Genomic DNA, 14,335 nt, shown 5'->3' with positions numbered 1-14,335 from the left:
GAACTGCCGTCAGGTCTGGCCGTTGAGGGAGGAGGCCAATATGGAAAAGCGCCCAATGACTTCTTGGCCAGCCAATACTTTCGAGCTGTGCTGCCTTCTTGCAGTTCCGCTGTCGCTTATCCTTACCGTTTTACTGGCTGGTCTCATCCTTAGCTGACCCCGCATGGTTCCTTGCCGAGGGGCTGGGTCGTGATCCGATAAGATCCGGAACCGTTACTTTACAGCCGCCGCCATCACATCCGAAAACAGCGCCCGCTCCACCGCCGGTTCCAGCGTTTCGGCGAAGGGCGTCGCCAGGTGGTGGCGGTCGCGGAAGGCTAGTTTGCCGTCGATGAAGACGTGGCAGGTGGTCTGGTCGCAAAAGCGGTCGGTCATGTCGATGTAAGCAGCGTTCGGTGTCGAGCGCACGATATCGCGCTCGATGGTGGCGATGTCGTCGTTTGCCGCCATGATCCTCGGCGTGTCGCATGTCGCGGGCGTCTGGCCCCGCCACAGCGCCCGCGCCACGCACTTGTCGGCGTAGCTTGCATTGTAGGGAACGTCCCTGATGACCGCGACCTTGATGCCGGCCTGGCTGAAGGCCTGAAGCGTCCAGGTGAGGCCCGTCCGCCACTGCGCTTGCCAATCGGCGTGCCTCAACTCCTCGGGCGATTCCTTCATCACATTGCCGATCGAGAACTCCGAGATCACCACCAGTTGGGGGTGGAGCGCGATGATGTCCTTGACCGACTGCTCGCGCCATTGGTCGCATTCGGTGTAGTCGCGCTTCAGCCGCCAGTTCCAGGTCGTCACCCGCGAAGCCCGGCAGGAGGATTTGAGAAAGGTGACGACGCGAAAATTGTTCTTCTCGGCCGCCTTGATCAGCGGCGTCGACCAATGGTCGGCATGCGAGTCGCCGAACAGCACGACCGAGCGCTGGGCATCCTTGCGGCCGAACATGCAGGGTTTTGGCTTGACGGTCTCGAAATCGAGCACGCAGCCGCCATTGCTCGCGCGCACAGTGGAGAGCTGCGCGGCGCTGTCGGCGATGACGTGCTGTTCGGGGCTGAGATTGTGCTCGGCAAAGCGCGCATTGCCATAGGCCGCGACCACGCCGGCGCCGGTCAGCGCGACGGCGGGCACCAGCGCCCGCGCTGCTCCGGCCATCAGCCAGCCGTTGCGGCGGATCGGGTTCTCGATGAAATGATAGGTGAACATCGACAGAAACAGCGTCAGCGCCGCGCAGGTAAGGCGGTCCAGGATGGACAGGCTGGGAACCACCATCGCCGCATAGACGATGACCGGCCAGTGCCAGAGATAAAGCGAATAGGACAGCCGGCCCAACCATTGCATGGGCGGCAGCGCCAGCAGGGCGCTCGGCAGATTGCGGCCGCCGCTGCCGCTGAGCAGCAGCAGCACGGTGCCGACAACAGGCGCCAGCGCATTCACCCCGGGAAATGGCGAGTCTTCGTCCAGCATCAGATAGGCCCAGGCGATCAGCGCCAGACCGAGGCATGCCTGGAGCGTGGCCAGCAGCGGCCGGTCGCGCCAGATCTTTGCCGGCGCTATGGTCGCGAGGCCGCCGGCGGCGAATTCCCAGGCCCTGAGCGGCGAGAAATAGAAGGCCCAGGGCTGCGACACTTCGGTCAGCCAGGCGCAGGCGGCGAAGGAGGCCGCGCCGGCGACGCCGATGACGATTATAGCGGCGCGCTTGCCGGGACGCAGCCAGGCGGCGGCAAGAAGCAGCGCCGGCCATGCCAAATAGAACTGTTCCTCGACCGAGAGCGACCAGAAGTGGATGAACGGGTTGTTGGTGGCGTCGGCGGCGAAATAGTCGAACGACCAGCGGATCAGCCAAAGGTTGATCATGTAGGCGGAGGCGAACATGGCGCCTTTCGAATAAAGCGCCTGTTCCTCCGGCGACAGGATGAAGTAACCCGCGAACAGCGTGGCGAGGATGACGAACAGTGCCGCCGGCAACAGGCGCCGGGCGCGCCGGGCGTAGAAGCGCCAGAGGTTCAGCCGCCCGGTCTCGGTAATTTCCGTAACCAGGTGGCGGGTGATCAGATAGCCGGAGATGACGAAGAAGATGTCGACGCCGGCAAAGCCGCCGGGCAGGCCGGACAGACCAAAATGGAAGGCGATGACACCCGCCACCGCCAGCGCGCGCAGCCCTTCGATGTCAGGCCGAAATGATGCCGACACAATCACCTCATGCAAGGAATGCCCACCTCGCAGAGGCTCGACCCGATGCGACGATATTGCAATGCAACAAATCTAACGCAGTGCAACATAGGGGGAGGGCGCGGCTCCTCCAGTTCCTCGCGTGGGAGGTTCACTCACACGAGCGATTCGAGAGCCACTGATATGGAAGCGAAGCGAAGGGTGCCGAGGCGATCACGCCTTTTTCAAAAACTCGGTCTTCAGCACCAGGCCCTTCACCTGCCTGGTGCTGCATTCGATCTCGCCGGGATTGCCGGTGAGGCGAATATTCTTCACCAGCGTGCCGCGCTTGATCGTCTCCGACGTGCCTTTGACCTTGAGATCCTTGATCAGGGTCACGGAGTCGCCCTCGTGCAGCGCCGTGCCATTGCTGTCTCTTATGATCGCGTCGGTCATGGCAGGTCTTTCGTGGGACTCCGGTGGGAGGTGGTCGGGCCAGTCTCCGGCCTATCCCACGCTCGGCGACAAGGTCAAGCGTCAAGCGGGGTCAAGCGTCAAGCGGGCCGTCCGCCAATACTATGCGGGAACGGCCGACCGGAAAACCCAGGTTGCAAGCAGACGGTGCCCCTGGACCATAATGTCATTGCCGCTCCGGCCGGCGTCGCGATTTCAAATGGCTAGGCACCCGCCGGTATGAGTGCGGACTGGAAGGTCGCGAAAGGGCCGCCCGCCCTTTCGCTTGGCCCCCATTTCGCTTGGCAAGAAGCCGACGGTTACTTGTTGAGCTGCTTGGCCATCTTGCAGAAGTCGGCATGCATCTTGGCAATGCCTGCGTCGCTGCATTCCTTCAACATCATGGCCCGGTCGCTCGTGGACATGGCCATCCATGCCGCCTTGAATTCGGCTTCCGACTTCATGGTCTTCATGCCGGCGTCGGTGAAGAAGGGCGTCATTTTCTGCGGATCGTCGAGCGCCGAAGTGCCAGTGGCACCGGCGGCAAGCGCTGCGCCGGTCATCATCGAAAGGGCCATCGCGCCCATGCAAAGCGTCTTGAAGTTCATGATCATTCCTCCTGAGCTGCTGCTTTGAGGTTGTCCATCAGCGATCTACGAAGGAACGGTGTTTTGACCCAAAAGTTCCACGTTCTGGCGCAGACATGGAACAGGATTGCCCGTGACGTCATTAATGCAAAAAATTCTACCATGACTGAATTTGCCGCGCTGCCGACCAGGGCAATCGGCGTCCGGCTGGGTGAGACGCTGCGAAGTTGCAGGCCGGCTCAATATGCCCGATCATGGCGACGGCGGAGCGGAGGTATCAAGTGGCGGCAAATCGTCGAAACGACGCGCACCTGTCGGAGCCCCGGCGGGCGGGCATCGTTTCCGCGGCCAGGGCGCTTCCGCGCACATCGTTGCCCAGCGTAGCGTCGGTCGTGACGGCCGTCGCGGCGCTCTATTTCGGGCGCGAGGTCTTTCTGCCGATCGCAATCGCGCTGCTGCTTACCTTTGCGCTCGTGCCCATGGTGTCGGCACTCAAGCGAGCCGGCATTCCGCGTCTTCCGGCCGTGATCGCCAGTGTGCTCGGCGCATTCACGGTGCTGGCGCTGTTCTCCTTCATCGTCGCCACGCAGGTCAGTGAACTGGCGCAGAACATTCCGCTCTACCAGGCGAATATCCTGACCAAGGTCCGGTCGCTCAAGGAAACCGGCGTCGGCGGCGGCATCGTTTCCAGATTGAGCCGGGTGATCGAACGCGTCGGCCAGGAACTCGACAGACCCGAGCCCGTACAACCCGCCGCCGATCAGCCTCCGCGGGAACCGATCCCGGTCGAAATCGTCGCGCGCGAACGACCGCTCGAGGTCCTCCAGAATCTGATCGGCCCGCTGCTGAGCCCGCTGGCATCGGCCGGACTGATCGTCGTGGTCGTCATATTCATGCTGCTCGAGCGGGAGGACCTGCGCGATCGCTTCATACGCCTCGTCGGCTATGGCGATCTGCATCGAACCACCGAGGCGCTGCAGGATGCCGGCAAGCGCGTCGGCCGCTATCTGCTCATGCAACTGGTCGTGAACATCGTCTATGCCGTCCCGATTGCAATTGGACTTTGGCTGCTGGGCATACCCAATCCATTGCTGTGGGGTTTGCTGGCGCTGGCGCTGCGCTTCGTTCCCTATATCGGCCCGGTCATCGCGACGCTGTTGCCTCTGTTCCTGGCGCTTGCCGTGGCGCCCGGCTGGTCGCTCGTGCTCTGGACCGCAGGGCTTTTCGTCGTGGTCGAACTGATCACCGGCAACGTGATCGAACCCTGGCTCTACGGCTCGCGCACCGGGCTGTCGCCATTGGCCATCATCGTTGCGGCGATCTTCTGGACCTGGATCTGGGGGCCATTGGGCCTGGTTCTGTCGACGCCGCTCACGGTCTGTCTCGTCGTGCTCGGCCGCCATGTGCCGCAGTTCGAATTCCTCGACGTTCTGTTCGGCAACGAACCCGTGCTCGAACCGCACGCCCGGCTTTACCAGCGGCTGTTGGCCGGCGATCCCGAGGAAGCGACGGACCATGCCGAGGAGATGCTGGACGAAGAATATCTGGTCGAGTTCTACGACAAGGTCGCGATTCCCGCACTTCTGCTCGGCGAGCAGGACCGGGTGCGTGGTGTGCTGAGCGACGAGCAAAGACAGCAGGTCGCGGGCAGCGCGCTGACGATGGTGGCGAACCTCGACGACAGCGCGCAGGAGGAGGCGGAAGCGGACGACACGGCCGCGGCCGAGGACAACGGCTCACGCGAGGACAGGCACGTTCAGGGGGAGGTTCAGGGCGAGGAGTACACCGAACTGCCGGATGGCACGGGCATGTCGGTGCTGTGCGCCGGCGGGCGCGGCGAACTCGACGACGCGGCGGCCGCCATGCTGGCCCAGGTGCTCGAAGTCCAGGGCGCTACGGTGTTGAGAGCGAGCTTCGCCGAGATGGAACCGGGGAGCATTCGCCGCCTTGAGCTCGACGCCGTCGATAGTGTCGTCATCGGATTTTTGAACCGGGATTCCGTCAAGCACGGGCGGTTCCTGGTCCGTCGGCTGAAACGCACCAAACCAAGGTTGCGAGTGGGCATCGTGTTGTGGTCGGAAGCCGACAGCGACAACCAGGAGGCAGATGCCAGATTGGCCAACGAGATCAACGCCGATTTCGTCGCACGTGGCATGGTAGGCGCGGTGCTCGGTGCGTTGTCCAGCGCTCCGCCGGTGGCGCTGAAGACCACCGCCAAACGCCGCATGCGTCGCCTGACGCCGGCGCGCAAGAAAGAGCCGCTCGCCGCGGCAAAATGAGCGCGGCGAAGACCGCGGCAGGTTGGGTTATTACCGCTTTCGCGAAAGTGGTAATAACGAAACGGCTCAGGTCATCTTCGCAAGGTCGCCCTGAACCGTCCGCCGCGGCAAACGGCGCCAACCTTCATACAGTCCAGAAATAGCGCACCGTATGGAAGAAGACCGGAGCGGCGAAGACCAGGCTGTCGGCACGGTCCATCATGCCACCATGGCCTTCGATCAGATGGCCCCAGTCCTTGACGCCCTGATCGCGCTTGATGGCCGAGGCGACCAGCCCGCCAAGGAAGCCCATCAGGCAGGCGATGAAGGCGACGCCGGCTGCCTGCAGCGGCGAGAACGGCGTCAGGAACGACAGCAGCGCGCCGAGCAGGCTCGACGCCGCCAGCCCGCCGACCAGCCCCTCCCAGGTCTTCGACGGCGAGACCGTCGGCGCCAGGAGATGCCGGCCGAACAGCTTGCCGAAAATATATTGCAGCACGTCGCTGCCTTGCACGGTGATGATCAGGAAAGCGATCAGCAACAGGTTGCGGCCTTCGAAGCCTGGCACCTCGAGCGTCAGCAGCGCCGGCACGTGGCTGACGCAGTAGACCGAAATCATCACCGCCCATTGCTGCGCCGAGACGCGCTCGAGAAAGCGCTCGGTGTCGCCGTGCAGCGCGGTGATCGCCGGCATCAGCAGGAAGCAGTAGACCGGGATGAAGATGGTGAACAGGCCGTACCAGGCGGTCCACACCAGCCAGTACTGGAACGGGATGACGATGCCGAACATGCCGAGCAGCACCCAGTGGTCGCTGCGGCGGCTGTGCGTCAGCGTCACGAATTCGCGCAACGCGGCGAACGAAATCAGCGCGAACAGGATGGTCATGCCGGGGCGGCCGAAGAAGAAGGCAACGGTGATCGCCACCACCATCACCCACCAGGCATTGATGCGCTGGGTGAGGTTGACCAGCGTCGGCGACAACGGCTTTGGCGCGCGCCATGACAAGACGCCGGCGACGACGCTGGCGCTGATCAGCACCGCCAGCAGGCCGACAATCAGAATGAGGGTTTCGTGCATCATCGGCAGCATTTTGCCTTGGTCCTCAATCGTCTCGCTGCGGCCGGGGGTTCAGCGCCAGCAGCGTTTCGCGGGCGCGGTCGAGAAAGGCGCGGCGTTCCTCACCCGGTTGAATGGCGATCGGGGCGCCGAAGACGACGCGGCAAAGCAGCGGCACCGGCACGAATTGGCCCTTGGGCAGCACCCGCGACATGTTCTCGATCCAGCACGGGATGAGCTCGACATCGGGCCGCGCCATCGACAGATTGTAGAGGCCGGAGCGGAACGGCAGCAGCGGTTCGTCGGTCATGTTGCGCGTGCCTTCGGGAAACAGGATCAGCGAGTGGCCCTGGTCGAGCACCGACAGCATGATCGAGATCGGGTGCTGCGTTTCATCCGTCCACTGCCGGTGGATCAGCACGGAAGACAGCATGTCCTCGGCAATGAAACGGCGCAGCCGCGACTTGCTCCAATAATCGGCGGCCGCCACCGCATGGGTACGGGCGCGCTCCTTCTCGCTGAGGCAGGCCGACAGCAGGATGAAATCGCCGTGGCTGGCATGGTTGGCGAAGTAGATGCGCTGCCGGTCCGACGGCTGGCTGCCGTTCCAGATCGGCCGCACGCCGGTGACCACCCAGGCCAGTGCCGACAGGCCGACCGAGGTCACCGTCTGCAGCAGGGTATAGGTGCTGACGCGAAGCTTTGTCATGGACGGGCTCAAAAGAATGCCGCGACGACCGAGGCCGCCGCGAACAGGCTGAAGGCGATACGCTGCTTGGCGAGCAGACGGCGCGTGCCGGCCATCCGCTGGTCGAGCGAGCGGCCACCGGCCGCCGTGGGTTTCAGCCGCATGCGCGCCAGCACGTCGTCGATCGCCGCACCGCCGCCTGCTTCGCTGGCGTGGCTGGCCATCAGCCGGAACAGCAGCGCGTCGAACAAAAGCAGGGCCGAGAGAATAATTGTGGCTATGGCACCCGCGGCGGCGATCAGCCAGGCCGCCGCGGACAGCGACGATGTTTGCGGCGCAGTCGCCAGGCCGATGACCGGCGCCGCCAGCAAGGCAGCAGCAATCAACAGCAGCGGCCACGCCACCTGCACCATAAGTCCGGCGGCGAACGTCTCGGCCTTATCTCGAAAAGCAGTCATGTCGCCGCGTCCATGCCAAGATGCACAGGCCGGCCGGCGGCAGCGAGCTGGCCTCGCGCCTGATCCGACGTGGCGGCCCGGCCGCTGGCGACCAGCCATTCGGCGACGACGGCGGCGCTGCGCTGGAAGCCGAGCGCACAGCAGACCAGCACCGTGCCCTGGCTCCGCGCCGTCTCGATCGCCGCCACCGCTTGCGCACGCGCCTCGCGAGACGGCGGCAAAAGGTCGACCATGGGCAGGCTCAACCATCGGATCGAGGCGCCACGCGGCCGTTCCAATTCGCCGGCAAGGTCGATCACCGTGCCGAAGGCGTCGGCCTCGGCGGCGGTCGGAAAACGGCCAAGGGAAACACCGTCGGCGATGACGATCTGCGCCGGGAGCTTTCGCGTCCATGCCCACACATTGACCTTGGCGGCAACCCGGTAGGGCCACAGCAGAAGACGGCTGGCCAGCGACACGCGGCCATCGGCTGTTTTCTGGAACACCTTGGCGCCGGCGCCGGCATAGGCGAAAGCGATTATGGCCAGCGCCAGTGCCGGCCACAACAGGATGAGCCACAGCGCCGAGACCAATGCGCCGGCGGCAGCGCCGGCCAGCGCAAAGGCTGCGCCAAGCGCATAGAACAGCGCCAGAAGCCGCGCTTTCGGGTCCGCGGTCAGGCGGAAGCCGGCGAAAGGCAAGGCGCCGTCGCGCGGAAACAGCCACAGCGCGAAAAGGCCGAGCAGCGCGCCGGTCGGTATGTCGATGAAATGGTGCTGCCACGTCGTCAGCACCGAGGCGCCGATCAGGAAACACCAGACATGCCAGGCGACGCCGGCGATGCCGGCCAATCTGTGACGGCAATGGTCCCAGATGATGACCAGCAGCGCGATATGCAGCGACGGCGCCTGGTTGAAGGGTTTGTCGAAGCCGCCGAGTACGGCGAACATGAAGCCGGGCAGACCGCTCGTCTGCGGGCGCACGAACGTGGCAGTCAGCGGGAACAGGATGAAGCAGGCGACGGCGACGATCTGTGCCGTCAGATAGCGGCCGGCGAGGCGGTCGACGCCGCTCTTCGAATTGTTCAACACCAGCGACAAGCCGTAGAACAGGTTGATCGACCAGTAGGGCACGATCGTCCAGGCAAGGAACGGGATGCCATGCTCCCAGCCAAAGACGATGCTGCCGACGTCGTCGCGCCGCGACGCCAGCCAGTTGGCGAAGCCGTAGGTGGCGTAGAAGAACGGCGCCAGAAATGCCAGCCACAATGCGGCGCGCAGGACGATCCCGGGATACGGCTCGCGCGGCAAGGCCGGAAGGGCAGCGGCATCGCGAGGTGAGGCACAGGCAGGCAGGTCCATGCTCAGACGCGCCGCGCGACCGAAACGGTGAAGATGCCCCACTGGTCGATGCGCTGGTCGAGCTTCTCGAAGCCGGCGGCCGCCACCAGCTGGTCCATCTCGGCCTGCGTGCGGCGGCGCATCACCCAGGCCTGGCCGCCGCGGTGCGAGGTCAGGCTGCGCGCGATCATCTCGAGCTGCGGATGCCAGGGCTGGTTGGTGTAGACCAGCAGGCTTCCGGGCTGCATGGCGCTGGCCAGTCCACCGAGCGAGCGGGCGATCATGGCATTATCGGAAAACAATTCGTAGAGCCCCGAGACGATGGCGAGATCCGGCGCCGGGTCGAGCCCGGCCAGCAGCGTGGCGTCGAAGGCGTCACTTCGATGGAACGAGACGGTCGCCGGCAGATGGCGCTCGGCGATCAGCTTGCGGCCGAGCGAGACGTTGAGCTCGGAGAAATCCTGCAGCCGCACGCTTGCCGGCGGCGCGGCGCCTTTCTGCACGGCATCGAGCACATAGCGGCCATGGCCGGCGGCGATATCGACGATATGGACCGGCCGACCGGCGGCCTTCAGCGTCTCAACGGCGCTGCCTATCAGCTCCTCCAGATGCAGCTTGCGCTGGCGGATGCCGCGCCAGCCGATGGCATCGAGAAAGGTGCGGTCGATCATGCGGCCGATGGGGCTGATGCCGCGCGCCTCGTTCTCATAGACATAGTCGAGCGTCGAGCCGGAATCGAAGCCGGTGGCAATCCCCGTCTTCATGCCGGACGACAGCCAGGCGCCCATGCGGATCGAGGCGCGGCTCATTGCCCAGTAGAGCCCCCTGGGAGACAGCAGCGGCAGCGGCGAGGCCAGCCGGTCGGCCTCGTCGCGTGTGTAGCCGGCGCGGTCGGCCCAGGTCAGGTCGACCGGCTCTTCCGGCGCCGCGAACTGCTTTTCGAGGAAGGGCCTGATCAGGTCGAGTGCCTTGTGGCGGTCGCGCTCGCCCAGCGTGTCGTGGAAAAAGCCGGGCAGCACGTGCCGCTTCTTGGCCGGGCTCGCCAGATTGACGAAGAATTCGTGCTGCGGTCCATGGCGCACCACCCAGTCGCTGCCGGAGATCAGAAGCTGTGTCGGCACGGTGATGGCGCGGGCATCGGCGACGATGCGCGCGGCATGATCGTAGAGCTCGACCAGGATGTTGGAGGCGATCGGCCGGGTGATCAGCGGGTCGGCGTCGAAGGAGGCGATGCGCTCGGGATCATGCGTCAGGAATTTCGCCTTGACGTAGGAATTGACGAAGAAGCGGCCCTTCAGCTTCTGCCACAACGCAATGCCTTGCTTGGCGAAGGGCACGTAGAGCTTGACCGAGAAGGCCGGCGAGGCCAGCACCAGGGCGCGAATGTCGGGCGCGTAATCATGCACCCAGGCGGCGGCAAGCACGGCGCCGAAGGATTGCGCGATCAGCGCGATATCGCGCCGGGCAAAGCCGTCGCTGCCGATCTCGCGCACAAAACACTCGATGTCGCGCACCAGTGCCGCAAACGATGGCGCATAGCCGCGTTCGCCGGCGGAGCGGCCATTGCCGCGCGCGTCCCAGGCATAGAAGGCGTGGTCGGGCATCTGCAGCTCGTCGACCAGATGCGCCATGCGGCCGCCATGCTCGTGGCCGCGATGGAACAGCAGGATGGCACCCTTGCGGTTTTCCGACAGCGCCGGCCAATAGCGATAGAAGACCTCGGTGCCGTCATGGCTCTTGAAGCTGCGCTCCTGCGCCACCCGCTCGATATTGGCTGAAGCCACTGCGGCAACCGTCTGTTGGTGAAGCATGTTGTTCTCCCTGGCGAGACCGGAATTCAGCTGCTGCTCCCGTTAAGGCCGCTGCGTATCCGGTTGATGGCGGTCGCCAGCGAGAGTGTAGCCATGGCCGGAAACACGAGCGGCGTGAGCGCTGGGACCCACAGGCCGGACGCGATAAGCACGGCGAGGATGCCAAGCGCCAGCGCCCGGTCGCTTTTGCCGAACGGGCCGGCATAGTTGCGCCCGGTTCCGGCGGCGATGCCGAGCACGCCGGCGAACTCCGTGATCATAGCCGCGATCGCGAATGCAACGACGCCCCAGGCAGGAAAAATGACGGCAAAGGCCAGGATCAAAGCGAGATCGGAGACGACATCACAAAGCTCGTTGAGATACATGCCGAGCTTCGAGGCCTGGCCATGTTCCCTTGCGAGCATGCCGTCGATCGCATTCAGCGCCATTCGCGCAAACAGCACGAGCGGCATCAGCAGAAAGACCGCGCGATGGCCTGCAAGGACTGCCACCGCAAGGCCGGCGGCGAGCGAGAGGGCAGCGGCCAGCAGTGTGATCTGGTTGGCGGTGACGCCGGCCCTGGCCAGGCCATCGGCAAGCGGCCGCAGCCTGGCCTGGAAGGCCGGTTTCAGCGCATAAAGCGTCGGCATGTGCGAACCCCCCGGCCGCGGTGCAAATGATGTTGGCGAGGATGGTCAATTGGCGCGCAAGACGCAAGGGCGGCGCCCTGCCACTTTTCGACATCCGGATATGTCGGCGCTAGCTTTCCCTGCCATTGTCGCCCGGGAACCGTGCGGGCAAGCTTTCTTCGGCCGCCGCCCAGGCGCGACTATGATAGCGCCGCAGGATGAGAATGCATGTCGCGAAGACCGCCAGCCCGCAAATCACGCCGGGCGACATGCCCCCGCCGAAAGCGGACTTAACAACGATGCCGGTGAAGACGCCGGCAATGGCGCCGTTGATCGTGCCCACCATCCCCGCGGTGGTCATGAAATATTGCAGCGGCGAGGGTCTGAGGCCCTTGTCGACCAGCACCGCCGAGGGGTCGTCATGCGTGGAATTGACAAGGTATCTTTGCAGGACCGGCGCCAGTTCGACGAAATAGTGGCGGATCCTGGCCATGCCGCGGGCATGCACCATGTCCTCGATGGCAACCTGCACCGCGCGCACAAAGGTGACCAGTCCGATGAAGAAAAGGCAAGGCAGCAAGATCAGGCTGAACAACACGAACGGCCTGCCCATCTCCGTGACCTGCGCGACGAAGGACAAGGCAATCGTTGCGCTTGAGACCGAGGTCAGGAACAGATCGGCTCTCTGGTTCGCTTCCTGAATGGTCGCGGCGCGAGCGTTTTGCAGCACGAAATGCTCGGTCGTCAGGCACTGCAGGGCGTGCTGCGCCTGGTCAGGCGGAACCGGAGCGTCGGGAGAACGGGTCATCGACATTTGCCCGCTTCTGCCCGCCGGAACCGACAGGCAGAAGGGACGTCGTCCTACGAGCCGTCAGGACTTGCCGTCGCCGCCGGTGATGGCGATACGCTTGGCCTTTGCCTGGGCGCGCTCCGTCTTGGGCAGCGTCACGCTGAGCACACCGTTCCGGAACGCGGCGTTCACCTTGTCTTCGTCGACTTCGTAGCCGAGCGGGATACGCCGCTCGAAACGGCCATAGAAGCGTTCGGAGAACTGCCTGTCCTTGTCCTCGGTCTCTTCGCGCTTCTCGCCGCGCAGCGTCAGCACACCGTCATCGAGCAGCAACTCGACGTCTTTCTCGTCCATGCCGGGGATCTCGGCGGTGACGCGGATCTCCTTTTCGCTATCGGAGATTTCGACACTCGGCCAGCTGGCGCGGGCAGCGGAGAAGCCACCGAGCGACGGCAGCCTCGTGTCGAAGCCGCGGAACGCCTCGTCGAACAGGCGGTTCATTTCGCGATGCAGCGTCAGGAAGGGATCGCCGTCGCCGTTGCGGAACAGGCTGGGGGGCTGATTGTTCTCCCGGCCCCACGGAATGAGATCACGAATAGCCATTGCATAGTCTCCTTTCTCGACTGGTGCATTCAGGCAGCCTGCTTGTTTGCTTCGCCCTGCGCGACCTTCGACCCGATCTTCGGCGAGGCGACATCGGTCGCGATGGCGATGCGCCGAGGCTTCATCTCCTCTGGCACCTCACGTACCAGATCGATGCTGAGCAGGCCGTTGTCGAGCGAGGCGCCTGCGACCTTGACGTGATCGGCAAGCTCGAAACGGCGGGTAAAGGGCCGTGTGGCGAGGCCATGATGCAGATACTCCGCGTTGTCCGGCTCCTTGTGCTGGCCGGAGACAATGAGGAGGTTGGGTTCATGAGTGATTTCGAGGTCGTCCTCGGAAAACCCGGCTACGGCGATGGTGACGCGGTAGTTGTTCTCGCCGCTGCGCGCGATGTCATAGGGCGGCCAGGCGTCGAAGGCCTGCGGAGCATTTTCCAGCAGGTTGAAGACGCGGTCGAAGCCGATGCTCGACCGATAGAGCGGGGAAAAGTCGAATGCGGTTCTCATAGCTACATCCTCCATCGAGCAACATAGATACGAGGGGCGCCAAAGAGCTGGCGCTCCCTGGTTCCGCCGGCCCCATTTCGGCGACCGGTGCCTTCGATCTGGTTATTGTCCGCCGCAAGTCAAGACCCCGGTGGCTCTCGCGTTGCCGGTTTTTGGGCCGGTTTTCGGTCGGTTCGGCGGGGCTGCCAATCTCGCCACAAGTGGGGAGATGTCCGGCACGAGATTGCCTGTCTGGTTTCAATTGCCAACGCTGACTTCCCCGGCCGGTTATTGTCTGCAGCAGGTCAAGACCCAGATTTCTTGTGTTGCCGGGCCCGTTCCCGGCACTCGCAGATGGAGCTGACCATGACACGCGACGAGATCATTTCTGTGCTGGGCCCGGTCGACGAAGCCGTGATCGCCGACATTGCGGCGACGGACGGGACGGTCCAGGAATTGCGCGAGGCCCTGGCCTGGATCGCCGCCGACGAGGCGCTGGTGAACGAGGGCCGACCGCTGCCGACGGCAAGGGTAGCGACGCTGATCGAACTGCTGCAAGGGCCGGACGAGGAGGAATAACCGGCTGTTGCCGCGATGCTCTTGAACCGCGCAAAGGGACGAACCATGTCCTTCAGCGGCGCCGGCCGGCCGCCGGTGCCGCCAGCATAACGTTGCTTGCTCAAACAAGAAGACGATCAGAAAACAAGGAGGAAGTGATGGACGACGTCCGCTTCGCCGAGCCGATCACGTTGAAATTCCAATCGAGCGAGCGCAAGGTCGCCAGCAGTTGGGAAGCCATCGAATGCATGCGCCAGCAGTGGCCGGACCGTGCACGCGGCCGGAGCTGGCGCGCCGCCTATCGGACCTGCCGCGACGCGCTCGACGGCTGGCGCACCGCGCGTGATGCGCGCAAGGCCTTCGTCAGGGCGGCGCGCAAGGCTGGATTGCTCGCCCGCAAGCCTGTCGACCACGCCGGCTAGTCCGGACGCCCTCCGATATTGTGAGATCCAAAACAAGTGGGGGAGAGTCAGCTACCTCTTTCCCCCGCTTCGGAGGCACTTTGTTTGCTGTCTGGC

The 14,335-nt window shown here is 64.4% G+C and carries 15 protein-coding genes; 3 read left to right on the top strand and 12 right to left on the bottom strand.

Features of this window, described 5'->3' with window-relative positions:
- Nucleotides 1-213: 213 nt before the first annotated feature.
- The 3 genes from NKH60_RS19755 to NKH60_RS19745 form a co-directional block, all read right to left on the bottom strand.
- Nucleotides 214-2,184, bottom strand: a complete 1,971-nt coding sequence (locus tag NKH60_RS19755) for an acyltransferase family protein (RefSeq protein WP_352873075.1) — start codon at nt 2,182-2,184, stop codon at nt 214-216.
- Between the two features lie 192 nt (nt 2,185-2,376).
- Nucleotides 2,377-2,598 (bottom strand): alkylphosphonate utilization protein, encoded by a 222-nt coding sequence (locus tag NKH60_RS19750; RefSeq protein WP_023675660.1) that lies wholly within the window; start codon nt 2,596-2,598, stop codon nt 2,377-2,379.
- Nucleotides 2,599-2,915: 317 nt separating this feature from the next.
- Nucleotides 2,916-3,203, bottom strand: coding sequence for a hypothetical protein (locus NKH60_RS19745; RefSeq protein WP_352501220.1), 288 nt, complete (start codon nt 3,201-3,203; stop codon nt 2,916-2,918).
- A gap of 260 nt (nt 3,204-3,463) precedes the next feature.
- Between NKH60_RS19745 and NKH60_RS19740 the strand changes: the two genes are divergently transcribed.
- On the top strand, nt 3,464-5,461 hold the full coding sequence (locus NKH60_RS19740; RefSeq protein ID WP_502907758.1) for an AI-2E family transporter: 1,998 nt from the start codon (nt 3,464-3,466) through the stop codon (nt 5,459-5,461).
- 124 nt (nt 5,462-5,585) lie between these two features.
- Here NKH60_RS19740 and NKH60_RS19735 read toward each other — a convergent pair whose 3' ends face one another.
- The 9 genes from NKH60_RS19735 to NKH60_RS19695 form a co-directional block, all read right to left on the bottom strand.
- Nucleotides 5,586-6,521: a phosphatidate cytidylyltransferase gene (locus NKH60_RS19735; RefSeq protein WP_023675663.1), complete on the bottom strand. Its 936-nt coding sequence runs from the start codon at nt 6,519-6,521 to the stop codon at nt 5,586-5,588.
- Between the two features lie 22 nt (nt 6,522-6,543).
- Nucleotides 6,544-7,206: a lysophospholipid acyltransferase family protein gene (locus NKH60_RS19730; protein WP_352775642.1), complete on the bottom strand. Its 663-nt coding sequence runs from the start codon at nt 7,204-7,206 to the stop codon at nt 6,544-6,546.
- 8 nt (nt 7,207-7,214) lie between these two features.
- Nucleotides 7,215-7,643 carry a hypothetical protein gene (locus tag NKH60_RS19725; protein ID WP_352541170.1) on the bottom strand — a complete coding sequence of 143 codons (429 nt, stop codon included), beginning with the start codon at nt 7,641-7,643 and terminating at the stop codon, nt 7,215-7,217.
- A complete protein-coding gene (locus tag NKH60_RS19720; RefSeq protein ID WP_352834151.1) occupies nt 7,640-8,983 on the bottom strand; it encodes a phosphatase PAP2/dual specificity phosphatase family protein in 1,344 nt (447 codons plus the stop codon). Before NKH60_RS19720 ends, NKH60_RS19725 begins: the two co-directional genes overlap by 4 nt.
- 2 nt (nt 8,984-8,985) lie before the next feature.
- On the bottom strand, nt 8,986-10,773 hold the full coding sequence (locus NKH60_RS19715; RefSeq protein WP_352850224.1) for a bifunctional alpha/beta hydrolase/class I SAM-dependent methyltransferase: 1,788 nt from the start codon (nt 10,771-10,773) through the stop codon (nt 8,986-8,988).
- A gap of 26 nt (nt 10,774-10,799) precedes the next feature.
- A complete protein-coding gene (locus NKH60_RS19710) occupies nt 10,800-11,402 on the bottom strand; it encodes a CDP-alcohol phosphatidyltransferase family protein (protein ID WP_352834157.1) in 603 nt (200 codons plus the stop codon).
- Between the two features lie 109 nt (nt 11,403-11,511).
- Nucleotides 11,512-12,189, bottom strand: coding sequence for a hypothetical protein (locus tag NKH60_RS19705; protein ID WP_352775650.1), 678 nt, complete (start codon nt 12,187-12,189; stop codon nt 11,512-11,514).
- Between the two features lie 63 nt (nt 12,190-12,252).
- Nucleotides 12,253-12,774, bottom strand: a complete 522-nt coding sequence (locus NKH60_RS19700) for an Hsp20/alpha crystallin family protein (RefSeq protein ID WP_352541166.1) — start codon at nt 12,772-12,774, stop codon at nt 12,253-12,255.
- Between the two features lie 29 nt (nt 12,775-12,803).
- Nucleotides 12,804-13,280: an Hsp20 family protein gene (locus NKH60_RS19695; protein WP_352834163.1), complete on the bottom strand. Its 477-nt coding sequence runs from the start codon at nt 13,278-13,280 to the stop codon at nt 12,804-12,806.
- A 345-nt stretch (nt 13,281-13,625) separates the two neighbouring features.
- Between NKH60_RS19695 and NKH60_RS19690 the strand changes: the two genes are divergently transcribed.
- Entirely contained in the window at nt 13,626-13,838 is a 213-nt protein-coding gene (locus NKH60_RS19690; protein WP_245274651.1) for a hypothetical protein, read from the top strand.
- Nucleotides 13,839-13,975: 137 nt separating this feature from the next.
- Nucleotides 13,976-14,239 (top strand): DUF982 domain-containing protein, encoded by a 264-nt coding sequence (locus tag NKH60_RS19685; RefSeq protein WP_352501214.1) that lies wholly within the window; start codon nt 13,976-13,978, stop codon nt 14,237-14,239.
- Nucleotides 14,240-14,335 lie beyond the last annotated feature (96 nt).

This window comes from Mesorhizobium sp. M1006 (assembly GCF_040318825.1).
In the GTDB taxonomy this organism is placed as follows: Bacteria; Pseudomonadota; Alphaproteobacteria; order Rhizobiales; family Rhizobiaceae; genus Mesorhizobium.
The sequence above is the reverse complement of the archived record's forward strand: the minus strand, read 5'-3'. Positions and strand labels throughout refer to the sequence as shown.